The organism is Polaromonas sp. P1_F6, assembly GCF_056405695.1.
The window spans coordinates 445,835-471,356 of sequence record NZ_JBFUBQ010000003.1 but is presented as its reverse complement, the minus strand read 5'-3'; the positions used below and the strand labels follow the sequence as shown (position 1 = coordinate 471,356).

General features: G+C 64.1%; 22 protein-coding genes. 7 read left to right on the top strand and 15 right to left on the bottom strand.

The genetic code is table 11. The features are described 5' to 3' along the window. Positions 1-38: 38 nt before the first annotated feature. From AC1DY9_RS11830 to otsA, 4 genes are all read left to right on the top strand, one after another. Positions 39-1,328, top strand: coding sequence for a multifunctional CCA addition/repair protein (locus AC1DY9_RS11830; RefSeq protein ID WP_477666606.1), 1,290 nt, complete (start codon positions 39-41; stop codon positions 1,326-1,328). Between the two features lie 55 nt (positions 1,329-1,383). Further along, on the top strand, positions 1,384-2,232 hold the full coding sequence (gene otsB, locus AC1DY9_RS11825) for a trehalose-phosphatase (RefSeq protein WP_477666605.1): 849 nt from the start codon (positions 1,384-1,386) through the stop codon (positions 2,230-2,232). Further along, entirely contained in the window at positions 2,229-4,088 is a 1,860-nt protein-coding gene (locus AC1DY9_RS11820) for a glycoside hydrolase family 15 protein (protein ID WP_457281148.1), read from the top strand. Before otsB ends, AC1DY9_RS11820 begins: the two co-directional genes overlap by 4 nt. A 127-nt stretch (positions 4,089-4,215) precedes the next feature. Further along, positions 4,216-5,598 carry an alpha,alpha-trehalose-phosphate synthase (UDP-forming) gene (gene otsA / locus AC1DY9_RS11815; protein ID WP_457281149.1) on the top strand — a complete coding sequence of 461 codons (1,383 nt, stop codon included), beginning with the start codon at positions 4,216-4,218 and terminating at the stop codon, positions 5,596-5,598. A gap of 661 nt (positions 5,599-6,259) precedes the next feature. Here otsA and AC1DY9_RS11810 read toward each other — a convergent pair. The 7 genes from AC1DY9_RS11810 to cadR form a co-directional block, all read right to left on the bottom strand. Beyond that, positions 6,260-6,751 (bottom strand): thioesterase family protein, encoded by a 492-nt coding sequence (locus tag AC1DY9_RS11810; protein ID WP_477666604.1) that lies wholly within the window; start codon positions 6,749-6,751, stop codon positions 6,260-6,262. 46 nt (positions 6,752-6,797) lie between these two features. Continuing rightward, entirely contained in the window at positions 6,798-8,828 is a 2,031-nt protein-coding gene (locus tag AC1DY9_RS11805) for an acetyl/propionyl/methylcrotonyl-CoA carboxylase subunit alpha (protein WP_477666766.1), read from the bottom strand. A 48-nt stretch (positions 8,829-8,876) separates the two neighbouring features. Beyond that, on the bottom strand, positions 8,877-10,055 hold the full coding sequence (locus AC1DY9_RS11800) for an acyl-CoA dehydrogenase family protein (RefSeq protein ID WP_477666603.1): 1,179 nt from the start codon (positions 10,053-10,055) through the stop codon (positions 8,877-8,879). Between the two features lie 27 nt (positions 10,056-10,082). After that, positions 10,083-11,741 carry an acyl-CoA carboxylase subunit beta gene (locus tag AC1DY9_RS11795; protein ID WP_477666602.1) on the bottom strand — a complete coding sequence of 553 codons (1,659 nt, stop codon included), beginning with the start codon at positions 11,739-11,741 and terminating at the stop codon, positions 10,083-10,085. Next, entirely contained in the window at positions 11,738-12,622 is an 885-nt protein-coding gene (locus tag AC1DY9_RS11790; RefSeq protein ID WP_477666601.1) for an SDR family oxidoreductase, read from the bottom strand. Before AC1DY9_RS11790 ends, AC1DY9_RS11795 begins: the two co-directional genes overlap by 4 nt. Continuing rightward, the gene (locus AC1DY9_RS11785; RefSeq protein ID WP_477666600.1) at positions 12,619-13,347 is read right to left on the bottom strand and encodes a TetR/AcrR family transcriptional regulator; all 729 of its coding nucleotides are present in this window, start codon (positions 13,345-13,347) and stop codon (positions 12,619-12,621) included. The genes AC1DY9_RS11790 and AC1DY9_RS11785 overlap by 4 nt, the downstream gene beginning before the upstream one ends. 73 nt (positions 13,348-13,420) lie before the next feature. After that, the gene (cadR, locus tag AC1DY9_RS11780) at positions 13,421-13,957 is read right to left on the bottom strand and encodes a Cd(II)/Pb(II)-responsive transcriptional regulator (protein WP_477666599.1); all 537 of its coding nucleotides are present in this window, start codon (positions 13,955-13,957) and stop codon (positions 13,421-13,423) included. Between the two features lie 92 nt (positions 13,958-14,049). Between cadR and AC1DY9_RS11775 the strand changes: the two genes are divergently transcribed. Then, on the top strand, positions 14,050-16,299 hold the full coding sequence (locus tag AC1DY9_RS11775) for a heavy metal translocating P-type ATPase (protein ID WP_477666598.1): 2,250 nt from the start codon (positions 14,050-14,052) through the stop codon (positions 16,297-16,299). Between the two features lie 134 nt (positions 16,300-16,433). Here the strand turns inward: AC1DY9_RS11775 and AC1DY9_RS11770 are convergent, their stop codons facing one another. The 7 genes from AC1DY9_RS11770 to AC1DY9_RS11740 all read right to left on the bottom strand — a co-directional run bounded on the left by AC1DY9_RS11770 (position 16,434) and on the right by AC1DY9_RS11740 (position 23,192). Continuing rightward, on the bottom strand, positions 16,434-17,501 hold the full coding sequence (locus tag AC1DY9_RS11770) for an ABC transporter substrate-binding protein (protein ID WP_457281158.1): 1,068 nt from the start codon (positions 17,499-17,501) through the stop codon (positions 16,434-16,436). 66 nt (positions 17,502-17,567) lie between these two features. Beyond that, positions 17,568-18,722, bottom strand: a complete 1,155-nt coding sequence (locus AC1DY9_RS11765; RefSeq protein ID WP_477666597.1) for an NAD(P)/FAD-dependent oxidoreductase — start codon at positions 18,720-18,722, stop codon at positions 17,568-17,570. Beyond that, positions 18,722-20,104: an FAD/NAD(P)-dependent oxidoreductase gene (locus AC1DY9_RS11760; protein ID WP_477666596.1), complete on the bottom strand. Its 1,383-nt coding sequence runs from the start codon at positions 20,102-20,104 to the stop codon at positions 18,722-18,724. The genes AC1DY9_RS11765 and AC1DY9_RS11760 overlap by 1 nt, the downstream gene beginning before the upstream one ends. Then, entirely contained in the window at positions 20,101-20,433 is a 333-nt protein-coding gene (locus AC1DY9_RS11755; protein WP_477666595.1) for a (2Fe-2S)-binding protein, read from the bottom strand. The genes AC1DY9_RS11760 and AC1DY9_RS11755 overlap by 4 nt, the downstream gene beginning before the upstream one ends. After that, entirely contained in the window at positions 20,430-21,224 is a 795-nt protein-coding gene (locus tag AC1DY9_RS11750) for an ABC transporter permease (protein WP_477666594.1), read from the bottom strand. Before AC1DY9_RS11750 ends, AC1DY9_RS11755 begins: the two co-directional genes overlap by 4 nt. Before the next feature lie 10 nt (positions 21,225-21,234). Continuing rightward, positions 21,235-22,098, bottom strand: a complete 864-nt coding sequence (locus tag AC1DY9_RS11745; RefSeq protein WP_477666765.1) for an ABC transporter permease — start codon at positions 22,096-22,098, stop codon at positions 21,235-21,237. A gap of 23 nt (positions 22,099-22,121) precedes the next feature. Continuing rightward, positions 22,122-23,192, bottom strand: coding sequence for an ABC transporter ATP-binding protein (locus tag AC1DY9_RS11740; RefSeq protein WP_477666593.1), 1,071 nt, complete (start codon positions 23,190-23,192; stop codon positions 22,122-22,124). 208 nt (positions 23,193-23,400) lie between these two features. Between AC1DY9_RS11740 and AC1DY9_RS11735 the strand changes: the two genes are divergently transcribed. Continuing rightward, positions 23,401-24,222: an IclR family transcriptional regulator gene (locus AC1DY9_RS11735; RefSeq protein ID WP_477666592.1), complete on the top strand. Its 822-nt coding sequence runs from the start codon at positions 23,401-23,403 to the stop codon at positions 24,220-24,222. Between the two features lie 50 nt (positions 24,223-24,272). Beyond that, positions 24,273-24,551, top strand: coding sequence for a hypothetical protein (locus tag AC1DY9_RS11730; RefSeq protein WP_457281165.1), 279 nt, complete (start codon positions 24,273-24,275; stop codon positions 24,549-24,551). An 11-nt stretch (positions 24,552-24,562) separates the two neighbouring features. Here AC1DY9_RS11730 and AC1DY9_RS11725 read toward each other — a convergent pair whose 3' ends face one another. After that, positions 24,563-25,459: a LysR family transcriptional regulator gene (locus AC1DY9_RS11725; RefSeq protein ID WP_457306505.1), complete on the bottom strand. Its 897-nt coding sequence runs from the start codon at positions 25,457-25,459 to the stop codon at positions 24,563-24,565. Positions 25,460-25,522 lie beyond the last annotated feature (63 nt).

The following is a 25,522-nucleotide window of genomic DNA, read 5'->3' as shown; positions in this document are numbered from 1 at the left end:
CTATCCCCAGGCAAAGCCCAAGCCGCTAAACTGGCTGGATGCAGATTTACATGGTCGGTGGCGCGGTGCGCGATGCCTTGCTGGGCTTGCCCGTGCAGGATCACGACTGGGTGGTCGTGGGCGCCACACCCGAGGTGCTGGTCGCCCGGGGCTACCTGCCCGTGGGCAAGGACTTCCCCGTCTTCCTGCATCCCGATACCCGGGAAGAGTACGCACTGGCCCGCACCGAGCGCAAGACGGCACGCGGCTATCGCGGTTTTTTGGTGCACGCCGAGCCCGACGTCACGCTGGAGCAGGACCTGGCACGGCGCGACCTTACTATCAATTCGATAGCGGCTCCCGCTCGTCCAGAAACAGCCTCCACCAGTTTTGACCCCGACTTTTCGGCATTAATCGACCCGTTTGACGGGCAGCGGGACATCCGGGACAAGGTGTTGCGCCACGTGACGGATGCCTTTCGCGAAGACCCTGTCCGCATCCTGCGCCTGGCCCGCTTCGCCGCGCGCTTTCCGGATTTTTCCGTGGCGCCCGAAACCATGGCGCTGATGCAGGCGATGGTGACCGAAGGCGAAGCCGACGCGCTGGTGCCCGAACGCGTGTGGCAGGAGATCGCACGCGGGCTGATGGAAAAAACACCGTCCCGCATGTTCGAAGTGCTGCGCGAAAGCGGCGCGCTGCAAAAACTGCTGCCCGAAGTAGCGCGCCTGTGGGGCGTGCCCCAGCCTGCCGCTCACCACCCCGAGGTCGACACCGGCGTTCACCTGATGATGGTGCTGGACATGTCGGCGCAGCTTGAGGGCTCGCTGGCCGTGCGCTTTGCCTGCCTGTGCCACGACCTGGGCAAGGGCACGACACCGGCCGATGTGCTGCCGCGGCATATCGGCCACGAAGATCGCAGTGCCCAGCTGCTAAGAGACGTGTGCGAACGCCTGCGTGTGCCGGTGGAATGCCGCGAAATGGCCGACGTGGTGGCGCGTGAGCACGGCAACATCCACCGCAGTGAAAGCCTGAACGCCGCGTCCCTGGTGCGGTTGATGGAGCGCTGCGACGCCTTTCGCAAGCCGCAGCGTTTTTCCGATGTTCTGCTGGCCTGCGAATGCGATGCTCGCGGACGGTTGGGCCTGCAGAATTCGCCTTATCCCCAGCGGGCACGCCTGCTGGAGGCTTTATCCACGGCACAAGCGGTAGACACCCATCAGCTGGCGCTTCAAGCCCAGGCTGCGGGACGGGGCGGCCAGCAGATCGGCGAGGCCATTCACAGGGCGCGCGTCAACGCGGTGCAGGCCTGGAGCACCGATACAGGGCAGCCGCCGCCGGCTGGGCCGTGAAAAAGCGAAACCGGCCTACAGCCATTTGACGGAGGCCCTGCTAAGGTGAGAAGTGATGCATTTATCCTCATCACAACCCTTGGCACCGCCCTCGCCCGCAGCCGCTTCAGCAAACACACCGGCCTCCTCGCCGCTTCTGGATTTGCCGGCCATCGGAGCGCAAACCGCCCTCTTCCTGGACTTTGACGGCACCCTGGTCGACCTGGCGCCCCAACCCGAAGCCGTGCAACTGGTGGCCGGCCTGGTGCCGGCGCTGGCGCGGCTTTCAACACTGCTGGACGGTGCGCTGGCGATCGTGTCGGGTCGCACACTGGCCGACCTGGACGGCTTTCTGGCGCCGCTACGGCTTCCATCGGCGGCTGAACATGGTGCGCAGCGCCGCGTTGCGGGCGGCGTTGCCATCAGCCTGGCCGCGCCTGACCTGCAAGAGGTGGCGCGCCGCGCCGCGGAACTGATGGTGCACCATCCAGGTCTGCGCGTAGAGGTTAAATCCGCCGCGGTCGCCTTGCACTACCGCCATGCACCCGAGCTCGAGGCGCTTTGCCTGCAGGTCATGCAGGAGGCCGCTTCCAGCACGCCAGGCGTGGAACTGCTGCGCGGCAAATTCGTATTCGAGGTGAAGCCTGCTGGCGTCAGCAAAGGCACGGCCATTGAGGCCTTCATGGCCGAGCCGCCGTTTGCCGGGCGCATCCCTCTTTTTGTCGGCGACGACACCACCGACGAGGCCGGCTTCTCGGCGGTCCAGTTCATGGGCGGCGAGGGCATCAAGGTGGGCGAAGGCGCCACACTGGCGCGCTGGCGTTGCGCCTCGCCGGCCGCACTGCGGCTGTGGCTCGGTGATGCCCTTAAATCCGACGCGCACGCATCACTCGCAAACGCAGCCACCCAGGGAGCCCACTCATGAGCGTCGCCGCCGACTCCCTTCACTTTGCGCCGCCCGCCCAGCCATCTCTGGCCATGGGCGTGATCGGCAACTGCGCCTTCAGTGCGCTGATCGACGCACGCGGCCGCATCGTCTGGTGCTGCCTGCCGCGGTATGACGGTGACCCGGTGTTCAATGCCTTGCTGGAGCCTCAGCCCGCGCAAGACGACGCGACGTTCCCCGGCACGCCTGACTCCCAGTCCAGCGCCTTCGCCATCGAGATCGAGGACTTCGCCGAAGCAAAGCAATGGTATGAACCCAATACCGCCGTGCTGCGCACCCAGCTGTTCGACAAGCATGGCCAGGGCATCGAGATCACTGATTTCGCGCCGCGTTTTTTCAGCCGCTCGCGCTTTTTCAGGCCCATGACGATCGTGCGCCGCGTCAAACCCATCCACGGCGCGCCGCGCATCCGCGTATCGCTGGACATCCGCTTCGACTGGGGCCGGCGCAAGCCGCTGATCACCCAGGGCAGCAACCACCTGCGCTATGTGGGCGACGAGCTGACGCTGCGGCTGAACACCGACGTGTCGATTTCACACCTGCTGTCAAAGCAGCCTTTTGTGCTGACACGTGAGCACAATTTTCTGCTCGGCGCCGACGAGTCGCTGCCCGACGGCATTGCCGACACGGCGCGCCTGTTTGAGCAGGAAACCATTTCCTACTGGAAAAAATGGAGCCAGCGCCTGCACATTCCGCTGGAATGGCAGGAGGCCGTGATACGCGCAGCCATCACGCTCAAGCTTTCGCTCTTTGAAGACACCGGCGCCATCGTCGCCGCCATGACCACCAGCATTCCCGAGGCCCCCGGCAGCCAGCGCAACTGGGACTACCGTTATTGCTGGCTGCGCGACGCCTTTTTTGTGGTGCGCGCACTCAACAGCCTCTCGGAAGTCGGCACCATGGAAGACTACCTGCGCTGGCTCAGCAACGTGGTGGTGCAGTCCAAGGGCGGGCACATCCAGCCGCTCTACGGCATAGGCCTGGAGCGCGAGCTGCCCGAATCCACCATGCTGCACCTGGGCGGATACCGCGGCATGGGACCGGTGCGCGTGGGAAACCAGGCGCAGGAGCATTTCCAGCACGACGTCTACGGCAATGTGGTGCTGGGCGCGGCCCAGGCCTTTCACGACCATCGCCTGCTGCACCGCGCCGGCATTGCCGAATTCAAGCGGCTCGAGGAAGTTGGCGAGCAGGCCGTGCACAGCTATGACAAGCCAGACGCCGGCATGTGGGAGCTGCGCACGCGCGCGCGTATCCACACCTCATCGGCCCTGATGTGCTGGGCCGCCTGCGACCGGCTGGCCAAGATCGCGCTGGTGCTCAAGCTGCAGGATAGGGCCGACTACTGGCGCCGCCATGCGGCAGTGATGCAGGAACGTATCCTGCGCGAATCCTGGAGCGAAGAACGCCAGGCCTTTGCCGAAAGCTTTGGCGGGCGCGACCTCGACGCCAGTGTGCTCTTGATGATTGAAGTGGGTTTTATCGACCCCAAAGACCCGCGCTTTGTCGCCACGGTAGACGCGCTGGAAACCCATTTGTGCGACGGCCCCTACATGCGCCGCTATGAGGCACCGGACGATTTCGGCAAGCCCGAAACGGCCTTCAACATCTGCACCTTCTGGCGCATTGACGCGCTGGCACGCATAGGCCGCAAGGAGCAGGCCCGCGAAATTTTCAACACCATGCTGGCCGCGCGCAACCATGTGGGCCTGCTCTCGGAAGACACGCATCCCGTGACCGGCGAGATGTGGGGGAATTTTCCGCAGACGTATTCGATGGTGGGGATCATCAATGCGGCAGTGCGCTTGTCTGCGTCTTGGGAATCTCAAGTATGACTATGAATGTGGCTCACCCCCGTCGGTGGCTCACTGCGTGTAGCCCCTTCCCCCCTTCCAGGGGACGGCGCCCGCGGCCCGGCGAAGCCGGTTCCGCGGCCCCTGCTGGGCTGGAAGGTCGCAGCCTATGAGTCGCCTGGTTGTTGTTTCGAATCGCGTGGCGGATCCGCGCAAGGCGGCCGCCGGTGGGCTTGCTGTGGCACTCGGGGACGCGCTGAACGCTACCGGTGGGCTATGGTTCGGCTGGAGCGGCACGGTCGTTGAGGGCGGTGCCGCCGGTGAAGGCGAGCTGCATGTGCAGCAGGCGGGCAACATCAAGCTGGCCACGGTGGACCTGTCGGCCGAAGACCATGCCGGCTACTACCTGGGCTACAGCAATGGCGTGCTCTGGCCGGTATTTCATTACCGGCTGGACCTGGCGCGTTTTGACACGGGCTTTATCGAGGCCTACCGCCGCGTGAACCGGCTGTTTGCGCACAAGCTCATGGGTCTGCTGCAGCCCGACGACATCATCTGGATCCACGACTACCACCTGATCCCCATGGCGGCCGAATTGCGCGCCATGGGCTGCAACAACCGCATCGGTTTTTTCCTGCACATTCCGTTGCCGCCGCAGCAGGTGCTGGCCGCCATTCCCCAGCACGAATGGCTGATGCGTGCGCTGTTCGCCTACGACCTGGTCGGTTTCCAGAGTGAAAACGATTTGCTGCACTTCTCGCGCTACGTACAGGCCGAAGCCGGCGCGGTGGCGCTGGGCGACAACCGCTTCAGGGCCTTTCACCGCACTGTGCGCGCGGGCGCTTTTCCCATCGGCATAGACGTGGACGAGTTCGCGGCGCTCACGCACGCGCAGGATGCGCGCGACATGTACGAACGCATGAAGGAAGAGTATTCACGCCGCAAGCTGCTGCTGGGTGTGGAGCGGCTCGACTATTCCAAGGGCTTGCCGCAGCGGCTGCGGACGTTTGAAATCTTGCTGAAAAAGTACCCGGAAAATCTCCGCAGCGCCACGCTGATCCAGATCGCCTCGCCCAGCCGTGAGGACATGGGAACCTACACCGATCTGCTGCAGGAACTGGAAAGCCTGTGCGGCGCCATCAACGGCAATTTCGGTGAGCTCGACTGGATGCCCGTTCGCTACATCCACCGCAACGTGGCGCGCAAGCGCCTGCCGGGTTTGTACCGCGTGGCGCGGGTGGCGCTGGTCACACCGCTGCGCGACGGCATGAACCTGGTGGCCAAGGAATTCATCGCCGCGCAGGACCCGGCCGACCCCGGGGTGCTGGTGCTGTCCCGCTTTGCGGGGGCTGCGGAGCAACTGGAAGACGCGTTGCTGGTCAATCCCTACGACATCGACGGTACTGCGGACACCGTACAGCGTGCGCTTCAAATGCCGCTGGAGGAGCGGCAGGCGCGGCATCAGAAGCTGCTCAAGACCATCCGGGAACGCGATGTGCATTGGTGGCGCAGGGAGTTTCTTAACGCCCTCGGCTACGAGGGACCGGCTTAGTTGCCGGTTCTTGCTCTGGCCTTAGCGCTCTTTGCTGAGGGTTGCTGGCCGGGGGTTGCCCGGCATGCAAGTAACTTTCTTTTGCTTCGCCAAAAGAAAGTCACCAAAGAAAAGGCGACCCTGGTTCCTGCGTCCCTACGCTTCGCTGCGGGCAACCTGCGGTGCTCGGTCCAGCCGGGGTCTCGCTCGAACTCGCCTTCGGCTCAAACAATCGCGATCCCTGATCCGCCTGAACCTGCGCTCCTCGGCGCATCCAGAAGGGCAAATCGGGAACGGGGACAAAATGCCAAAGACAAATACCAACTCCAATACCAACAAGGACACGCCATGGCGTGTCCTTGTTTCTTCCGTATTCGGGTTCTTGTTTTTGGCTGTTGGTATTCCTTCCCCCACCCCTTGTGGATGCGCCGAGGAGCGCAGGGCCAGACGGATCAGGGCAAAAACTTGTTTGAGCCGAAGGCGAGTTGTTTTTGACCCCGGCTGGATCGAGCACCGCAGGTTGCCCGTAGCGAAGCGGAGGGACGCAGGAACCAGGGTCACCTTTCTTTTGCTTACTTTTCTTTGGCGAAGCAAAGAAAAGTGAGTTGCATGCCGGGCAACCCCCGGCCAGCAACCCTCAGCAAAGAGCGCTAAGGCCGGAGCAAGAGCCGGCCAAGAAAACTTAAGAAACGATATAAGCCCCAGCCCCAGTAGAAAACAACTTCCCGTCAACCCCCAGAAACTCCATCCGCGTACTCGCCACCCGAGACCCCAGCCGCATCACCTCAGCCCGCAACTCAAAAAACTCACTGATGCCAGGCCGCAAATAATCCACCCGCAGATCGATGGTGCCCAGCTTGGCAAAGCGGTGCAGCCGCTGCATCGGCGATTCGTCCATGTGGCGCGCGCCTATGGCCGCCATCACGGCGAGTCCGCCCATGGCGTCCAGACCGGCGCTGATCACGCCGCCGTGGATGCGGTTGTGGGCGTAGTGGCCGATCAGCTCGTTGCGCATGTCGATGCGGGCGGTGACCCGCTCCGCCGTCACCGAGGTGATCTTCAGCCCCAGCAGTTTGTTGAAAACGATTTTTTCCTCGAACAGCTCTTTGAGGCTGGCGACAAATTCCGGCTCGAACTCAATCGCGCCGGTGGGGGTGGGCTGTGTTTTGGTCATGGCGTCAATTGTCGTGCAGCGAAATCTTTCCTGATTTTCCGGGTTCTCATGCCTTGGCCTCATCGAATCTCAGCAACACCTGCCCGGTACTTGTTTGCTGACCCACCTCTGCCATCACAGCCGCCAGCACGGCATCGTGCGGGGCATTGACCGCGTGCTCCAGCTTCATGGACTCAATCACCAGCAGCGTGTCACCGCGCTTCACGGCTTGGCCGGGCGCCGCATGGACAGCAATCACCTTGCCGTTGAAGGGCGCCCGCAACTCCCGCGCGGCTGCAACACCGCCGGATGCCGCCGGTTCCAACGTGGCATCTTCCAGAAACAGGTCCACAGAGCCCGTCTGCACATGCCAGCGTGCGCCGGGTTGCCCGGCAGACTCCTTCAGGCGAACCGCCGATATGCGCTGCCCGGTCTGGCCTGTGCCTACCGTCAGAGCGCCATCGGGTCCCTGTGTGATCACCGCCTGCAACACCTCGCCGCCCGTTTCAATTTCCAGCGCGCCCCCGCCCAGCTCACGTATGCGCAGATCCAGCAGCTGCCCACGGTGGCGCAGCCGGACCGGCCTGGGAAACGGGCACGGCAGGCTGTTTGCGGCACTGTTTGAATCAATACTTTGATAGAAAATGGCCGCCAGACCATACGGCACAAGCGCAAGCAGCTCCTCTTTTTGTAGCGCTCCGCGTATCGCATCGCCCTGCTCCGCCAGAAAAGGAATCAGCGCATGCCCGGCGCGGAACACCGGATGAGCAAGACAAGCCGACAAAAACTGCCGGTTGGTGGGCAGGCCCAGCACTTCTGTACGGCCCAGCACCGCCACCAGCCGGTCTATGGCTTGCTCACGTGTCGCGGCATGCACCACCAGCTTGCCCAGCATGGAGTCGTAGTGCGGTGACACCACCTGGCCTTCAAACAGCGCGTGGTCAAAGCGAGCTTCGCCGGGTTCGCGAAAGCGCCGGACCGTGCCTGTGTGCGGCGTGAAATTCTCGTCTTCGGTACACAGGCGCACCTCAATCGCATGACCGCTAAACACCACCTGATCCTGTGCAAGAGGCAGCGGCTCGCCTTGCGCTACGCGCAGCTGCCATTCGACGAGATCAAGGCCTGTGACGGCTTCGGTGACTGGGTGCTCCACTTGCAGGCGCGTATTCATTTCCATCAGAAAGAAACTAGCCCCCACGCTTGCCACTTCGTGTGCTGCACGAGGCCTTGCAGGCCGTGGCCCGGCGGCGCTCAAGTCAGGCCCATCAACCAGAAACTCCACCGTCCCCGCACCTACATAACCCGCCGCTTGCGCCAGCTTGACGGCCGCGCCACACATCCGCGCACGCAGCGCCGCATCCAACGCGGGGCTGGGCGTTTCTTCAATGATCTTCTGGTGACGGCGTTGCACCGAGCAGTCGCGCTCGCCCAGATGAATGCAATGGCCGTGGGCGTCGGCAAACACCTGCACCTCGACATGGCGCGGATTCAACAAAGCCCGCTCCATCAGCAGCTCCCCGCTGCCAAAGGCCGAGAGCGCTTCAGAGCGGGCGCTTTGCAGCGCGGCCGAAAGGTGTGCGGCATCCCGCACCAGCCGCATGCCGCGCCCGCCGCCGCCCGCCACGGCCTTGACCATCAGCGGGTAACCGATGCGCGCGGCTTCGGCTTCAAAGCGCGCGTCGGACTGGTCATGACCCTGGTAGCCCGGCAGGCAGGGTACGCCTTGCGCCGCGGCGAGTTGCTTGGCAGCCGACTTGCTGCCAAGCTGCCGGATCGCAGCCGGCGGTGGCCCCACCCAGGTCAGCCCCGCAGCAATCACCGCGTCGGCAAAGGCGGCGTTCTCGCTGAGGAAGCCGTAGCCCGGATGCACCGCATCGGCGCCGCTGGTCTTGGCCGCAGCAACCAGTTTGTCGATGCGCAGATAGGAATCGACCGAGCTGACACCTCCCAGCGCACAGGCGATGTCCGCCTCCTGCACATGCAGCGCACCGGTATCGGCGTCTGAATACACCGCCACCGTCTGCATGCCCATGGTTCGTGCGGTGCGCATGATGCGGCGGGCAATCTCCCCGCGGTTGGCCACCAGCAGGCAGCGGATATTTTTCATGCAGACGCCCCGCTCCATATGCCAGGCACGGTCATGAACTCAGCCACCCTTCTTGCCGGACTTGGCCACACCCATCATTTTGGCAATGATCCCCATCATGACTTCGTCGGCCCCGCCGCCTATGGAGCCGAGCCGGCCGTCGCGGAACATGCGCGCCACTTTGTTTTCCCAGGTGTAGCCCATGCCGCCCCAGAACTGCAGGCAGGTGTCGGGCACCAGGCGGTTGAGCCGCCCGGCCTTGAGCTTGGCCATGGAGGCGAGCTCGGTCACATCCTGGCCCTGCACATAGAGCTCGCAGGCGCGGTAAGTCATGGCGCGCAGGCTCTCGACTTCGGTCTTCATCTCGGCGAGCTTGAACTGCACCCATTGCTGGTCGGCCAGGGTGGCGCCGAAAAGCTTGCGCTCGTGCGCCCACCCGACTGTCCATTCAATACAGTTGGAGAGTGACTGGATGCAACTGGCCGCGCACCACAGGCGCTCTTCCTGAAATTGCATCATCTGGTAGACAAAGCCCGAGCCTTCGCTGCCGATGAGGTAGCGCTGCGGCACACGCACTTCGTCAAAGTAGATCAGGCCGGTGTCGGATGAGTTCATGCCGATTTTCTTGATCTTCTTCGCCGCTTCAATGCCTTTTCGCAGCTTGCCCTTGTCGCGCATAGGCACCATGACCAGGCTCTTGTTCTTGTGCACGGGGCCCTCGCCGGTGTTGACCAGCATGCACATCCAGTCGGCCTGCAGGCTGTTGGTGATCCACATCTTCTGGCCGCTGATGATGTAGTCGCCGCCGTCCTTGCGGGCGTGGCTTTTGATGGAGGCGACGTCGCTGCCGGCGCCTGGCTCGCTCACACCGACACAGCCCACGGCATCGCCGGAAATTGCGGGCACCAAAAACTCGCGCTTGAGTTCGTCGCTGCCGAAGCGCGCCAGGGCCGGTGTGCACATGTCGGTCTGCACGCCGATGGCCATGGGCACGCCGCCACAGTCAATATGACCCAGCGCCTCGGCCATGGCCATGGCGTAGGAGTAGTCCAGGCCAGCGCCGCCGTATTCCTCAGACTTGGTCAGGCCCAGCATGCCCAGGTTGCCGAGTTTCTTGAACACTTCATGCGCGGGAAAGATTTCAGCGGCTTCCCATTCATCGACGTGCGGATTGATCTCGGCGTCAATGAACCGTTTCAGGGTTTTCTGGATTTCAAGGTGTTCGTGGGTGTACTGCATTTTTGTCTCCGTTTTTTTTCAGGCGGTCTACATACGCGCCACGCCAAACTGCATGGGCCTGAGCTGCCGCGCATCGGCCTCGGCGCACATCGCCAGGCACTGTGTCAGCACCGCGCGCGTGTCGCGCGGGTCGATGACGCCGTCGTCCAGCATCAGGCCCGAGGTGTAGAACACATCGGCCTGCGCCTCGAACATGGCGACGATCTTGTCGTACTGGGCTTTCGCCTGGGCCGGATCCGGCGTGATGCCTTTGCGCGCCAGGGCCGCCTCGCCCACGATCTGCATGGTGCGCGCGGCCTGTTCGCCGCCCATCACCGCCGTTTTGGCGCTGGGCCAACTGAAGAGAAAGCGCGGCGCGTAGCCGCGGCCGCACATGCCGTAGTTGCCCGCGCCGAAGGACGCACCGCACTGGATGGTGATTTGCGGGACGGAGGCGTTGGTGACGGCCTGGATCATCTTGGAGCCGTGCTTGATCATGCCGGCCTGCTCGCTCTCCTTGCCCACCATGTAGCCGGTGGTGTTCTGCAAATAGACGATGGGGTGGCCCAACTGGCACATCAGCTGGATGAAGTGCGTGGCCTTGTTGGCGCCGGCCACATCAATCGGGCCGTTGTTGCTGATGATGCCGACCGCATAGCCATCAATCGATGCCTGCACGCACACCGTGGCCTCACCGTAGAGCGCTTTGAAAGGCAGAAAATCGGAGCCATCCACCAGCCGCGCGATGACCTCGTGCATGTCCAGCGGCTGGCGCAGGTCGCTGGGGACCAGGCCCAGCAGCTCGTCAGGCGGGTAAACAGGTTCGCTGGGGGAATCCTTACCTGCTATTAAATTAGTAGCTGCTTGCGCCCGTCCTGCTTTGCCTGCCGCCCGATTTGACCATGAAGTTCGGGCCACTACCTGGCGCGCCAGCCCCAGCGCATGGCGATCGTCATCAGCCAGATGCTCACCCAGGCCCGACACGCCGGTGTGCATTTCGGCGCCGCCCAACTCTTCCTCGGTGGCGACTTCGCCGGTGGCAGCCATCAGCAGCGGCGGGCCGGCAAGGAAAGCGCGGGAACGCTTGCGCACCATGATGACGACGTCGCTCAGGCCCGGCATGTAGGCGCCCCCCGCCGTGCCCGAACCGTGCTGCACGGTGATCACGGGAATGCCCGCCGCCGACAGGCGCGCCAGGTTGCGAAAGAGGCTGCCGCCGTGCACAAAGCCTTCGACCCGGTAGCGCATGAGGTTGGCGCCCGCGCTTTCCACCAGGTGGATAAAGGGCAGCTTGTTTTGCAGCGCGATCTCCTGCACGCGCAGGATCTTTTCCAGCCCCATGGCCTGGACGGCGCCGGCTTCTATACCCGAGTCGCTGGCCACCACCATGCAGCGCACGCCACTCACAAAGCCGATGCCGGCCACCACGCCGCCACCCGGCACCGACTGGCCGGCCTCCTTGCTGTCCTGCAAATAACCCGCGAGGGAACACAGGCCCAGCCAGGGCGCCCCCGCATCCAGCAGCAAGGCCACACGCTCACGCGGCAGCAACTGGCCGCGCTTGTCGAAGGCGGGCCGCGACTTCGCCGAGGCGGCAGCGCTGCGTTCTTCCAGCGCACGCAGTGCGGCGATGCGCGACAGCATCGCCTCACGCCGCTGCGAGGCTTGTGGCGATTGCGCATTCCACGCAGACTGGAACAGCGTCATGACTGGAAGACCTTGGGGGTTTCTGCCAGGTGAAAGCCGTCGAAGGGCTTGATCGCCTCACGCTGCAGCGCTTCGGCATCGGGCCGCCGCATGGGCCAGCCCATGCGCACCTGGGGCCGGGCGCCATCCACCCGCAGCGTCGTGCCGCTGATGAAGTTGGCGGCTTTGCTGAGCAGGAAGACGACGGCCGCCGAGGTTTCACTTTCGGTGCCGAAGCGGCCCAGCGGCACGGTGTGGCGCATCTCGCGCAGCATGGGGCCGGCCTCAGGCGGGTAGTGGTCCATGCCGCTGGAGGCGATGTAGCCGGGCGCGACCGCATTCACCCGCACGCCGCTATGGGCCCATTCGGCCGCCGCGGTTTCGGTGAAGCTCACCATGCCGGCGCGCGCCGCGCCGCTGTGGCCCATGCTGGGCATGGAACCCCACATGTCGGCCACGATGTTGACGATGCTGCCGCCTTTGCCCTGCATGGCTTGCAAATAGCATTCGCGCGCCATCAGGAAGCCGCCGGTCAGGTTGGTGTTGATGACGGCCTCCCAGCCCTTGGCGCTGATGGACTCCAGCGGCGTGATGTACTGGCCGCCCGCGTTGTTGACAAGCCCATCGATACGGCCCTGCGCCACCACGATGGCGGTGATGGTGGTCTTGACGGCCTCTTCCTGGCGGATGTCGCAGGGGTGAAAACTCACGCGACCGCCCTGCGCCACGATTTCCCCGGCCACGCTGTGAAGTTTCTCGATATTCCTGCCTATCAGCACCACATGCGCGCCCAGCGCAGCGAGTTCATGCGCGATGCAGCGGCCAATGCCGGAGCCACCACCGGTGACAACGATGACCTGGCCGGAAAAAAGGCCGGGGCGGAACACGGATTGGTAACTCATGCGCGGACCTTTCTTGCCGGGAATTTCGGAGTTTTTTCTCCAATGAACAGCGCCATGGCCGCATCCGCCAGATCATCCAGCGATGCATCTTTTTTGGCGTCAAACCACTGCACCGACCAGTTGAGCGCGCCAAAAATCAAAAGGCGCGACAGCTTCACCGGCCCCTTGAGTTGCCCTGCGGTGGCCAGCGCCTCCAGCACCGGCTCCCACACGGCTTCGTAGTCGCCTTGCAGCTTTGCCAGCAGGTTGCGCTGCCGGGCTGTGATGGAACGCGACTCGTAAAGCATCACAGGGATGAAGTCGCTGCCGGGGCCCAGCAAGACGTCAAAGTGATTGCGGATCAGCACGCGCAGCAGCGCTGGCGCCTCAGCGGTGGAAAGCCCTGCCGCCTTCAAAGCCGCGGCCTGGCGCTGCAAGGCGGAACGCATGCCCTCTTCCATCACGGCATTGAGGAGTGCCGCCTTGCTTTTGAAGTGGTAGAAGGGCGAACCGCTGTGCATGCCGACGGCCGCCGCGATGTCGCGGGTGCTGGTGGCGTCAAAACCTTTTTTCCGGAACAACCGGGCGGCCGCATTGACGAGTTCGACCCGCCGGTTGCCGTCGTCGCGTTCGTCCAGGGTTTTGCGCGGCCGGCCGCGCGGGCGCTTTTCAGCGCTGTCGGTTGCGGTTTTCGAAGGGGTATGAGCGCGTGCGGCAGGTCGCGAACGCGCGGCAGGTTTGTCCATAAGGACGGACCTTAGCAAAACCCGATATTTTTAGCAAGCAAGTGCTTTGTAAAAATAAACAGCCCGCGTTTCGTCACTTGCGCACGGCTGCCGCCTTGCCGGTGGCGGGGTTTTGGCGGTCCTCTTCTTTGGCGGGCACACCGACCTGCGGGTGCGCGCCGTGGATATGCGCTGCATGGCCGCGCCCGGCGGGGACGCGGTTCTGGCTTTGCCGCAGTGCAGCTTTTTCCAGGCCGCTGAGGATGCCGCAGTCGCCCGCGGCCTGGCCGCTGGCACACTGCTCACGCAAGACCTTGAGGTCTTTTTCCAGCGCCTTGAGTTCGCGGATGCGCGTGGCGACGTGGCTGATGTGCTCGTCCAGCAGGCTGTTGACGTCGTCGCAGCTGCCGGCCGGCGCATCCTTGAAGTTCAGCAATGCGCGAATTTCCGCCAGCGTCATGTCCAGCGACCGGCAGTGGCGTATGAAGGCCAGGCGCTGCACATGGCTTTCGTCATAGATACGGTAATTGGCGTCGGTGCGCGCCGCTTCGGGCAACAGACCCTCACGTTCGTAGTAACGGATGGTTTCCGTCTGGGTCTGCGCGGTTTTGGCCAGTTCTCCGATTTTCATGGCGACTCCTTGAACATCGTCCCCACATCGCTGTAGGGTCACTTCAGCAGCCAGCTTGACTCTAAGGCCGCTACAGGGTTTCCAATTAGGCCATGAAATCTGAAAAAACCCTTGTTTCCGGCCCGGATGCCCCTACCGGCGACTGCTGTGGCGGCGCCCACGCCACACACGCACCTGTATCCAATGCCGCCGGTGCCGCGGGGCGGATTTTCCGCATCGCCACCATGGATTGCAGCGCCGAAGAGTCTGACATCCGGCGCGCGCTGGAGCCGATCGCCGGTATCCGGTCGCTGGGCTTCCAGCTGGGTGCACGCACGCTGCGAATAGACGCCAGCGAAGAAGCCTGTGCGACTGCCCTGGACGCGATCCGCAAGGCCGGGTTTGACCCGCAACCTGCCCAGACGGGTGCCAACGCGCAAGCAGACGGCCATGACCATGAGGGGCATGCGCACAACCACGGCCATGATGACGGTTTTGGCAGCGGTGTCACCCGCCTGGCCGCGGCGCTGGTGCTGGCCGTGGGCGCCGAGGCCGTGTCTTTTTTTGCGCCCGAGCTGCTGGCCTGGAAAGTCGCCGGCATGGCGGTGGCGGCGCTGGCCATTGGCCTGGCCGGCCTGGACACCTATAAAAAGGGCATGGCCGCCCTGCTGCGCGGCAAGCTCAACATCAACGCGCTGATGTCGGTCGCCGTCACCGGCGCTTTCCTGATCGGCCAGTGGCCGGAAGCCGCGATGGTGATGGCACTCTATGCCATTGCCGAGTTGATCGAAGCCAAAGCCGTAGACCGCGCGCGCAATGCCATCAAGGGCCTGCTGGACATGGCGCCAGAAGAAGCGCTGATGCGGGGCGCGGACGGCGCATGGACAGCAACGCCTGTGGCCGCCGTTCCGCTAGAGGCCGTGGTGCGCATCAAGCCGGGTGAGCGCGTGCCGCTGGATGGCGTAGTCACCCTGGGCAACAGCGCCGTCAACCAGGCGCCGATCACGGGCGAAAGCATCCCGGTCGACAAGGAACCCGGTGCCGCCGTCTTTGCCGGCACCATCAATCAAACCGGAGAGATCGAAGTGCGCGTCACGGCGGCGGCCGGCAACACCACGCTGGCACGCATCATCCACGCTGTCGAGCAAGCCCAGGGCAGCCGTGCGCCCACGCAACGTTTTGTCGACCGCTTTGCCGCCGTCTACACGCCGGCCGTGTTCGCCATCGCCGTTGCGGTCGCCGTGTTGATGCCGCTGCTGGCGGGCCTGAGCTGGCAGGAGTCGATCTACAAGGCGCTGGTGCTGCTGGTAATCGCCTGCCCCTGCGCCCTGGTGATTTCCACGCCCGTCACGGTGGTGAGCGGGCTCTCGGCCGCCGCGCGCCGGGGCATCCTGATCAAGGGCGGCACCTACCTCGAGCAGGCGCGCCTGCTCAAAGCCATTGCGCTCGACAAGACCGGCACCATCACGGAGGGCAAGCCCGAGTTGGTGGATTGGCGTACCTGGGGCAATGCAGACGCAGCGGTGGCCGCACAGCTGGCCGCCGGCATGGCCTCACGATCTGATCATCCGGTGTCCAAAGCGATTGCAGCGGGCCTGAACACCGAAGCCGCCGACGTGCAAGCCTTCAAGGCCCTGCCGGGCCGGGGCGTTGAGGGAACGGCCCAGGGCCAGCGCCTCGTGTTGGGCAATCACCGCCTTATCCATGAGTTGGGCTTGTGCGGCGTGGAGCTGGAAACTGAACTCGCCCGGCATGAACAGCAAGGCCGCACGGTGACACTGCTGGCCGACGGCACGCGCGTGCTGGCCCTGTTCGCAGTGGCCGACACCATCAAGCCAACGTCCCGGCAGGCGATTGCCGACCTGAAGGCGCTGGGCGTCACACCCGTGATGCTGACCGGTGACAACGCCGCCACGGCGCGCGCCATCGCAAGCCAGGCCGGCATCGACGACGCCCGCGGCGACCTGCTGCCCGAGGCCAAGCTCGACGCCATTCGCGAAATGCAGCGGCACTACGGCGCCACCGGCATGACGGGCGACGGCATCAACGACGCACCGGCGCTGGCGCAGGCCGACATCGGCTTCGCCATGGGCGGCGCCGGCGCCGACACGGCCATGGAAGCGGCCGACGTGGTGATCATGAACGACAACCTGGAGCGGGTGGCCGAAACGGTGCGGCTGTCAAAACGCACGCACGCCATCCTGTGGCAGAACATCAGCCTGGCACTGGGCATCAAAGGCATCTTCCTGCTCCTGGCCGTTTTCGGCACGGCGACGATGTGGATGGCGGTGTTTGCCGACATGGGCGCCAGCCTGCTGGTGGTGGGCAACGGCTTGCGTTTGCTGCGCGGCCGGCACAATTAAATTGCTATAGATTTAGTAGCTTCTCGCGCACATCCCTATTGACCCGAGGACCTAAAAGTACAAAACCCGAAGTGACTCAGGAAGCCTGCTTCGGGTTTTTGCATGCGCCTGCGAAAGGCGCTGGCAACAGATGATCAGCGCTCGACTGTCTTGTTCCAGCGCGCATTCCAGGCCGGGCGGTTCTCGTTGATGGCATCCCAATCCACCGTAGTCGCCGTCTTCATGTAGGTGTTCATCTGGGTCACAAGCGCGGCAGCCTTGCCGCTGGCCTTCGTTTTGGGGTTGGACGGGATCTGGTCGCCAAACTCCAGCGCCGCGGCCTGCGCCTCAGGCGACAGCAGGTACTGGGCCAGTTTGTGGGCCAGCGCAGGTTCGCTGTTTTTGGCGATCACGCATTCACCGACCGTCAGCACGGCCGAGCCTTCCTTGGGCTGCACATATTCCACGGGCAGGCCTTTTTCCTTGAGCACGCCGACGGCGGTGGGCGTGAGGGGGAACATCGCGGCCTCGCCGGTCTGCACCATTTCAGCCAGCTTGGCCGAGCTCGGGATGTACTCGAGCACATTGGGTCCTATGGTCGTGGGCCAGGCCTTGAAGCCGGGCTCCACGTTCTTGTCGTTGCCGCCCTGGATGCGGTTGAACAGCAGGAAGCCGTGCAGGCCGAAGGTCGACGACGACAGCGACTGGAACACCACCTTGCCCTTGTACTTCGGGTTGGCCATGTCCATCCACGAGGTGGGCGGAGCCCAGCCTTTTTCGGTGAACATCTTCTTGTTGTAGGCAATGCCGGTCATGCCGATGTTGACGCCGGCGGCCATATCGCCCTTGAAGCGTGCCGTGGGAAACAGGTCATTCAGCGCAGGGGTGGCCTGCATCTTCTCGCACAGGCCCATGCCGATGGCGCGGTACATGATGCCGTCGTCCAGGAACATCACGTGCATCTGCGGGTTGTCCTTGTTGGCCTGCGCCTTGGCCAGGATGTCCGAGGAAGTGCCGGGCACGACCACGACCTTGACGTTGTTGGCCTTCTCGAATGCTCCGAAGACGTTCTCGGTGTAGGTTTTTTCCATGGTGCCGCCGTTCATGCCGATGTACAGCGTCTTGGTCTGGGCCATGGCGTTTCCGCCGGCCAGGCCGGCGGCTGCAACGGCAAGCGACACCGCTGTAGCGCGGGCGGTCAGGAATCGTAGGGAGATGTTCATGGAAAGCTCCTGGTGGCGTTGGTGAAGTGAAAGCAGTGAAATCGAGGAGGACTATGGAGAAGAGGACTAGACAACGGTGGAAGAAACAAGCCCGGCGGTTGTCGCACGCGGGTTTGCGGAAAAGCGTTCAATCGAAAAAGCGTCGATAGGCGTGGCACTCTCGCCGCTTTGCACCAGGTCGGCCAGCACCGCACCCACGCCCGGGCCCAGCTGGAAGCCGCCGCCGGCGAATCCGAATGCATGAATCAGGCCTGGTGTGGTCGCACTTGGGCCTATTACCGGCTGGCGGTCGGGCAGGTAGCCTTCGGTGCCGCTCCAGGTGCGAATGATGTGCGCGTGTTTCAGCGCCGGCAGCAGCTCGACGGTTTGCTGCATCAGGCCGGCCAGGCCGCTGCGCTGTGCGCGGGCACGCTGGTCGTCCAGCGCGTAGCCCCGGCCGCCGCCGATGACGCAGTTGCCGCGCGCCACCTGGCGGGCATAGACACCGCCGCCCTCCACGCCAAGGCTGAGGTTCATGAATGCGGGCAGCGGTTCGGTCACCGACATCTCGGGATGGCCTGCCTCCATGGGCACGGGCTCACCGAACTGCGCCGCGAGGGCGCCTGCCCAGGCGCCTGCGCAATTGAGCAGGTGTCTGGCGCGAACCTCCAGCGCATCGCCCGAGCGCAGTACAAACATCGCTCCGTCGCGCGCCACTTCGTCCACGCGGGTCTGTTCGCGTACGTCGGCGCCGATCTTGCGCGCGGCCATTGCAAAAGCCGGCGACACGAGGCGCGGGTTGGCCTGCCCGTCACCAGGGCACAGCGACGCACCTATGGCAGCTCTTCCCAGCCACGGGCAGCGTTCGCGCAAGGCACGCATGGAGAGCATCTGCAAATCCATGCCGAAGCCCAACGTGCGCTCGCGGTAGCTTTCGAGCGAGACCATGTCGGCTTCGCTGCGCGCGATCTTGAGGTGACCCGAAGGGAGGTATTCGCCGTCGATGCCGATCAGTTCCGGCAATTGCGCCCACAAGCCCTGCGCGCGCTGCGAAAGCGGCAGCTGACTGATCGGCCGACCCTGGCGGCGCACGCCGCCGTAGTTCACGCCGCTGGAACGGGAGCCGCAGAGGTCGCGCTCCAGCAGCACGACCGAAATGCCCATGCGACGCAGAAACAGCGCCGCCGACGAGCCCATGATGCCGCCGCCCACAATGGCAACGTCGGCCGTGACGCGTTCCATTACACGCCCTCCTGCTTCATCGCCTGGGCGGCCATGGCTGAAAACGGCAGCGGCTTGATGGGCGCCTGTCCGCGCAGCCGGCCCACGGCATCAGGCTGCGCAGCGCAGGCCTGCGCGAGGATTTCCGCCGCGGCCACGCCGCAGGTACGCCCCTGGCAGCGTCCCATGCCCACCCGCGTCAGCGCCTTGAGGCGGTTCATCTCGCGTGCGCCGGTGTCGGCCACGCACTGGCGCAGCTCGCCTGCGGTGATTTCTTCACAGCGGCAGACCACCAGTTCATCAGGGGCGGCTGCAGCCCAACCAGTGGGAAACGGAAAGGCCCGCTCCAGTCCTTCACGGAAGGCCGCCGTACGCGAAAGCTGGTTTTCCAGCGAGGCCGCGCGTGCCACATCGATCCTGTGCCCGGTGTCCGCCAGCAGCGCCAGCGCGGCACGCTCGCCAGCCCATTCCGCGGCATCAGCGCCCATGATGCCGGCACCATCGCCAGCCAGGTAGACACCTGCCACGCTGGAGCGGCCCATGGCGTCGCGCTCGGGCAATGCGCCACGCTGCAGGCTGTCATAGCGAAAACGGCAACCCAGCAAATCGGCCAGTTGCGTCTCGGGCCGCAGCGCGTAGCCAAAACCCACGCCGTCGCAGGCGATCTCTTGCGTTCGGCCGGCCTTGCGCCAGTGCATCGCCTGCACGCGTTCGTCGCCTGTGGCGCGTACCAGTTCCACGCCCTGGTGCACCGCGATGCCATGCATGCGCAACCAGCCCAGGTAATAAAGGCCCTTGGCCAACAGCGCCGGCTGGCGCAGCATGGCGGGCACGGCGGCGGCCTTGCCTGCAAAACTGGCCGTATCAAGCACCGCCGCAACTTTGGCGCCGGCCCTGGCGTACTGGTAAGCAATTAAATACAGCAGCGGCCCGGTGCCGGCAAACACCACGCGCGAACCGATCGCGCAGCCCTGGAATTTCAGGGCCACCTGCGCGGCGCCCAGCGTGTAGACGCCGGGCAAAGTCCAGCCGGGAAAAGGCAGGACACGGTCCGCCGCACCGGTGGCAACGATGAGATGGCTGTAGGGCAGCGTGCTCATCAGCCCGTGATGAAGCAAGTCGAGCTTGCCGCCTTCAGCGCTCCAGACCAGGGTGTCGGGGCGGTAATCAACCTTGTCCAGGATACCGGCCATGGCCTCATGCACCGCATCGGCGCGCCCGGCTTCAAAACCATAAAGAGCCTCTTTGGGCCGCGAGAAACCCGCGGGCGGCTGGCGGTAGATCTGCCCGCCCCAGCGCGGCGCTTCGTCCACCACCACGGGACGCAGGCCGTGCGCCACCAGCGCCTCGGCAGCGCGCACGCCGGCCGGGCCGGCGCCCACAATCACCGCCTGCGTACTCATACCGCTCCCTCCGCGCCAGTCACCAGCCGCATGCCTTCTTCGATGAAGGTGCTGCAGGCACGCAGGCGCCGGCCCGATTCGGTCGCGACCCAGCAGTCCTGGCAGGCGCCCATCAGGCAAAAGCCGGCGCGCGGCTCACCGCTGAATTCGCTGAAGCGCAACTGCGCGCCGTGCGTCAGCACCGCCGTCAGCACGGTGTCGCCGGCCAGGGCCTTCAGGGCTTGCCCATTGAGCACAAAGTTCACCGGTTTGCGGTTGCCTTCGGCCAGGCGGTGAAGCAGGGCTGCAGGCTTGTGGCTCACCCCGGCAATTTCAATGGTTGATTTCATTTGTGTCCGACCAGGATCTTGTCGAGGCCGTAGATGCGGTCCAGCACCAGCATGGCCACAGCCGTGAGCGCCACCATGAGGGCCGAGACGGCCGCCATCAAGGGGTCTATCGACTCGGTCGCATACATGTACATCCGCACCGGCAAGGTCACGGTGGAGGGCGCAGTGACAAAGATCGACATGGTCACCTCATCAAAGCTGTTGATAAAAGCGAGCAGCCAGCCGCCGGTAACGCTAGGCAGGATCATCGGCAGCGTCACGCGAACAAACACCGTCGCCTGGCTCGCACCCAGCGAGAGGGCCGCCTGCTCAGCGCTGCGGTCGCTGCCTTCAACCGAAGCCAGCACCAGCCGCAGCACATAGGGCGTGATGATGACCACGTGCGCCAGCGCCAGCCAGAAAAAGCTGCCGGTCGCGCCGATCAGCGAGAAGGTGCGCAGCAAGGCCACACCCAACACCAGATGTGGAATGATCAGCGGCGAAAGAAACAGGCCATTGAGAAAATCACGGCCTGGGAAGGTATGGCGGGCAATCGCCAGCCCGGCCGGTACAGCCAGCAGCGTAGCCAGCGTCGCAGATATCGACGCCAGCCAGAGGCTGTTCTTGAAGGACTGCACAAAGTCCGAATGCGCGAACACCGCACGAAACCAGCGCAATGAAAACTCCGTGGTCGGAATGGCCAGCGTGTTGCCGGGCGTGAAGGCCACCACGCACACGATGACCAGAGGCGCCAGCATGAAGGTGATGACGAGTGCGTTGAAGAGCAGAGCGAGAGGACCGTTCCTGGACATGGCGCGCTCCTTATCCCAGCGATTTCTTGTACGAACGCTCGAGCACGCGGTTGTAGCTCAGCATGATGGCCAGGTTGGCCAGAAGCAGAGTGAGCGCGATCGCCGCGCCCAGCGGCCAGTTGAGCTCGTGCAGGTATTCGTCATACACCACCGTCGCCACCATCTTCAAACGCCGCCCGCCTAGCAGGCCCGGGATGGCGAAGGCGCTGGCGCTCAGGCCGAACACGATCAGGCTGCCCGACAGGATGCCCGGCAGCACCTGCGGAAAGATGATGCGGCGCAAGGTGGTGAAGTGCGAGGCCTGCAGCGACAGCGCCGCGTCTTCCACACCCGGGTCCAGCTTCTGCAACGATGTCCATACCGGGATCACCATGAAAGGCAGCATCACATGCACCAGCGCGATGACCACGGCGGCTTCGGTGTAGAGAATGCGCATCGACGGCAGGCCCGCGGCGCGCATGGCCTGGTTGACCACGCCTTCGGGGCCGAGCAGCATGCTCCACCCAAACGCCCGCACCACCACCGACACCAGCAGCGGCGCCAGCACCACCAGCAGCAAAATCGAGCGCCAGGGGCTGCGCATGCGGCTGAGCACATACGCTTCGGGCGCGCCGACAACGATGCAGATCAGCGTGGTGAGCGCCGAAATCCACAGCGTGCGCCAGAAGATGCCGTGGTAGTAGTCGTCTGTCAGCACGGCGGCGTAATGCGCCAGGGTGAAACTGTTCTTCACGCCGGTGGCGTGGTCAAACACCTGGAAGGACAGCACTGCCGTGAGCGCCAGCGGCACCAGCAACAGGCAGGCAAACAGCGTGAAGGCCGGCGCTGACAGCAGCCAGGGCGTGCGCGATGCACTGGCCCGGGCCGATGTCATCGGTGCAGCCACGGCCGTACTGTTCACGCCGGCACCCCTTGTGCGCCGGGCAGCAGGCGCACCTGCTGGGCGGCCCAGTCCAGGCCCACGTTGGCGCCTTCTTCGGCGGGCGCCGTGCCGTCATTGGGGCTGACCACTGCGAGCTTGCCAGCGGCGGTCGACACCTGGTAGAGCCATTGGCTGCCGAGGAAAAAACGTTCATGCACCGTGCCGCCTATACGGCCCTGGGCTTCAGGCACCAGGCGGATTTTTTCGGGACGCAGACTCAGCACCACGGCGTCGCCCTCTGACACGCCAGGGGCCTGAAGCTCCAGCGGCACGTTGCTGCCCACATGCACGGTGGCCCAAGGGCCGGTGGCCATCACACGGCCTTCCAGCAAATTGGCCTTGCCGACAAAACTGGAGATAAAGCGTGTCTGCGGGTGTTCATACAGGCGGTACGGCTCGTCGATCTGCGTCACGCGGCCGGCTTCCATCACCACCACGCGGTCGCTGATAGACATCGCCTCGGTCTGGTCGTGCGTGACCATCACGGTGGTGGTGCCGACCTTGCGCTGGATCTGCCGCAGCTCAAACTGCATCTCTTCACGCAACTTGGCGTCGAGATTGGACAGCGGCTCATCCAGCAGCAGCACCGGCGGCGAAATGACCAACGCACGCGCCAGGGCCACGCGCTGGCGCTGGCCGCCCGACAGCTCACGCGGGTAGCGTGTGGCGTGCGCCTCAAGATGCACCAGAGCCAGCGCGGCTTTCACGCGCTCGGCACGTTCTTCTTTGGGCACACGGCGCATCTCCAGGCCGAAACTGACGTTGTCATACACGCTCATGTGGGGGAAGAGCGCATAGCTCTGGAACACGATGCCCAGGCCGCGCGAATTGGGTTTGGCGTGGGTGATGTCGCGGCCGTCCAGCGTGACCTGACCCGACGTCACCTCACAAAAGCCCGCAATCATCTGCAAGGTGGTGGTCTTGCCGCAGCCCGAAGGACCGAGCAGCGAGACGAATTCGCCCTTTTCCACCGACAGGTTCATGTCGGCCACGGCGCGGGTAGCGCCGTAAGACTTGTTCACATTCGCCAGGGTCAAAAAAGACATGGGGAGCACCTCTGCAACAAAGGGAATGACCAGCGCCGCACAGACAAACGACGTGCAAAACGATGACACCCTGATGACTTCATGCTATGGCATCCTATAAAAAATCGTCAATAGGTTATTCCGTATAGAGATATCTTTATTTGATTTATTCCGTTTAATGGAATTTATATACACTTAATGCCATACTGATTCCGCCAAAGGAGACGCCATGAAAGATGAAGACAATAGCTCCAGCAGCGTGCAGCGCGCCTTTTCCATCATCCGGGCACTGGCGGCCACGCAGGCCAAGGGTGGGCGCATCACGCACGTCGCCAAGGCCACAGGCCTCACGCAAGCCACCACGCACCGCATCCTGCAAAGCCTGGTGGCCGAGCGTGTGGTGGAGCAGGAAACAGGCTCAAAGCTGTATCGCCTGAGCATTGATTTTTTTGCACTGGCCGCGCAGGCAGGTAACACCATGGACCTGCGCAGCCTGTGCCGGCCTTCAATGCTGCGGCTGTGCGCCAGCCTGGGTGACACCATCTTTTTGCTGGTGCGCAGCGGCTTTGACGCCGTCTGCCTGGACCGCAGCGAAGGCCCGTTTCCCATCCGCTCTTTCACTGGCGACATCGGCGGTCGCGTGGCGCTGGGCATGGGCCAGGGCGGTCTGGCCATCCTGGCTTTCTTGCCCGAGACAGAGCGTGAAGAAGTGATCCGCTACAACCTGCCGCGTGTGCGCGAGTTCGGTGTGTACGACGAGGTGTATCTGCGCACCGAGATTGAGCGCGTGCGCGAGCTTGGCTACGCCGGGCGCAACACCAACCTGCTCGACGGCATGGCCGGCGTCGGTGTGCCGGTGCTGGACCGCGAAGGCCGCGCCGTCGCCGCGCTCAGCGTGGGCACGATCTCGTCACGCCTGAGCCCCGATCGCCTGCCCACGGTGGTGGAGCTGCTCAAGCGCGAAGCCACGGCCATCAGCGCGCAAATCAATCCGTTTGACAGCACGCTGCGGCGGCCGGCGCAGAGCCTGGCTCCAGCGGACAGCACCTGAGACACTCACACAACGACAATTTTTCTGCCAGGCTTAAAAGAAGGAGCCCCATGGACAACGAACTCGCCAAGAAGCAACGCGCGGGCTTTTCGGTCAAAGAGCGCGCCATTGCAAAACTGGGAATCGCAGCGATTTCGTTTTGCCTGGCCTGGATGGAATGGCTCACGCCTTCCGTTCCGCCCTTTACCGGCAAGTGGGCCTGGACAAAGATCTGGGCCTTCGAAGTGATGGGGCCGCGCGGAATTATCGGCATCTGGATGGCACTGGGGACGCTCATGCTGGCTCTGGGCCTTGTACAGCTATGGAACTCAGGAAAAAGCGTCGACTGAGGCACGCGGGATCAAGGCAAAGAAATCGCCTGCTCGCGCAACCAGCCGCGCAGCTGCACCAACGGCCGCCAACTGGTTTTCTGTGAAGGCCAGACCAGGTAGTAGGCAAAGTCAGAGCTCAGCGAAAGATCAAAGGGCACAGCCAGCGTGCCGTCGGCGATGTCGTCGGCCACCAGAAAGCGCGGCAGCACCGCCAGCCCCAGCCCGGCCTTCACTGCCTGCGCGATCATGGAAAAGAGTTCGTATTTGGGGCCCGTGCCTGCGCCTTGCGCGTCGTCAATGCCGGCCAGCTGGAACCAGTCGCGCCAGGCATGCGGGCGCGTGCTCTGGTGGATGAGGGTGAACTTCAGAACATCGGCGGGGCGGCGCAGTTGCCGCTTTTTCATGAGCGCCGGGCTGCACACCACCACGCTGTCTTCACCCATCAGGTATTCAGACTCGGTACCGGGCCAGTCGGGCCGGCCGTAATGGATGGCAGCGTCCAGCCCCGTCAGTGAAAAATCAAAAGGCTGCAGGCGCGTGGCCAGGTTCAGCGTCACATGCGGGTGCGCTTTCAAAAAAGACGGCATGCGCGGGATCAGCCACTTGGTGGCAAAGGTGGGCACCACGCCCAGCTCCAGCGTGCCGCCCTCGCCTTTGGAGGACACCAGGTCCAGCATGGCGGCCTCGAGTGAATCCAGCGCGGGGCTGACACGCGCCAGCAACGAGCGGCCGGCGTCCGTCAGTTCCAGCTGGCGAGGCAGGCGCAGGAAAAGGCTCACGTCCAGATCCTGCTCGAGGCCCAGAATCTGGTGGCTGACCGCGCTCTGGCTCACCGAGAGGTCTTGCGCCGCCAGCGTAAAGCTGCCGCGATGGGCCGCCGCTTCAAAGGCCAGCAGGGCCTGGGTGGATGGGATTTTTCGGCGCATCGCATGAATATATCTCATGGCTCCATCGAAATACATCCTTTGTGCGTGGCGCTGAAACTGCCG

What these genes read in the sequence shown, in the direction of transcription:
- otsB (WP_477666605.1), top strand. Translation starts at nt 1,384, where the DNA reads ATGCATTTATCCTCATCACAACCCTTGGCACCGCCCTCGCCCGCAGCC.
- AC1DY9_RS11725 (WP_457306505.1), bottom strand. Translation starts at nt 25,459, where the DNA reads ATGCGCCGAAAAATCCCATCCACCCAGGCCCTGCTGGCCTTTGAAGCG.
- AC1DY9_RS11820 (WP_457281148.1), top strand. Translation starts at nt 2,229, where the DNA reads ATGAGCGTCGCCGCCGACTCCCTTCACTTTGCGCCGCCCGCCCAGCCA.
- AC1DY9_RS11800 (WP_477666603.1), bottom strand. Translation starts at nt 10,055, where the DNA reads ATGCAGTACACCCACGAACACCTTGAAATCCAGAAAACCCTGAAACGG.
- AC1DY9_RS11830 (WP_477666606.1), top strand. Translation starts at nt 39, where the DNA reads ATGCAGATTTACATGGTCGGTGGCGCGGTGCGCGATGCCTTGCTGGGC.
- otsA (WP_457281149.1), top strand. Translation starts at nt 4,216, where the DNA reads ATGAGTCGCCTGGTTGTTGTTTCGAATCGCGTGGCGGATCCGCGCAAG.
- AC1DY9_RS11795 (WP_477666602.1), bottom strand. Translation starts at nt 11,741, where the DNA reads ATGACGCTGTTCCAGTCTGCGTGGAATGCGCAATCGCCACAAGCCTCG.
- cadR (WP_477666599.1), bottom strand. Translation starts at nt 13,957, where the DNA reads ATGAAAATCGGAGAACTGGCCAAAACCGCGCAGACCCAGACGGAAACC.
- AC1DY9_RS11810 (WP_477666604.1), bottom strand. Translation starts at nt 6,751, where the DNA reads ATGACCAAAACACAGCCCACCCCCACCGGCGCGATTGAGTTCGAGCCG.
- AC1DY9_RS11790 (WP_477666601.1), bottom strand. Translation starts at nt 12,622, where the DNA reads ATGAGTTACCAATCCGTGTTCCGCCCCGGCCTTTTTTCCGGCCAGGTC.
- AC1DY9_RS11785 (WP_477666600.1), bottom strand. Translation starts at nt 13,347, where the DNA reads ATGGACAAACCTGCCGCGCGTTCGCGACCTGCCGCACGCGCTCATACC.
- AC1DY9_RS11730 (WP_457281165.1), top strand. Translation starts at nt 24,273, where the DNA reads ATGGACAACGAACTCGCCAAGAAGCAACGCGCGGGCTTTTCGGTCAAA.
- AC1DY9_RS11750 (WP_477666594.1), bottom strand. Translation starts at nt 21,224, where the DNA reads ATGTCCAGGAACGGTCCTCTCGCTCTGCTCTTCAACGCACTCGTCATC.
- AC1DY9_RS11765 (WP_477666597.1), bottom strand. Translation starts at nt 18,722, where the DNA reads ATGGAACGCGTCACGGCCGACGTTGCCATTGTGGGCGGCGGCATCATG.
- AC1DY9_RS11745 (WP_477666765.1), bottom strand. Translation starts at nt 22,098, where the DNA reads ATGACATCGGCCCGGGCCAGTGCATCGCGCACGCCCTGGCTGCTGTCA.
- AC1DY9_RS11775 (WP_477666598.1), top strand. Translation starts at nt 14,050, where the DNA reads ATGAAATCTGAAAAAACCCTTGTTTCCGGCCCGGATGCCCCTACCGGC.
- AC1DY9_RS11755 (WP_477666595.1), bottom strand. Translation starts at nt 20,433, where the DNA reads ATGAAATCAACCATTGAAATTGCCGGGGTGAGCCACAAGCCTGCAGCC.
- AC1DY9_RS11760 (WP_477666596.1), bottom strand. Translation starts at nt 20,104, where the DNA reads ATGAGTACGCAGGCGGTGATTGTGGGCGCCGGCCCGGCCGGCGTGCGC.
- AC1DY9_RS11770 (WP_457281158.1), bottom strand. Translation starts at nt 17,501, where the DNA reads ATGAACATCTCCCTACGATTCCTGACCGCCCGCGCTACAGCGGTGTCG.
- AC1DY9_RS11735 (WP_477666592.1), top strand. Translation starts at nt 23,401, where the DNA reads ATGAAAGATGAAGACAATAGCTCCAGCAGCGTGCAGCGCGCCTTTTCC.
- AC1DY9_RS11740 (WP_477666593.1), bottom strand. Translation starts at nt 23,192, where the DNA reads ATGTCTTTTTTGACCCTGGCGAATGTGAACAAGTCTTACGGCGCTACC.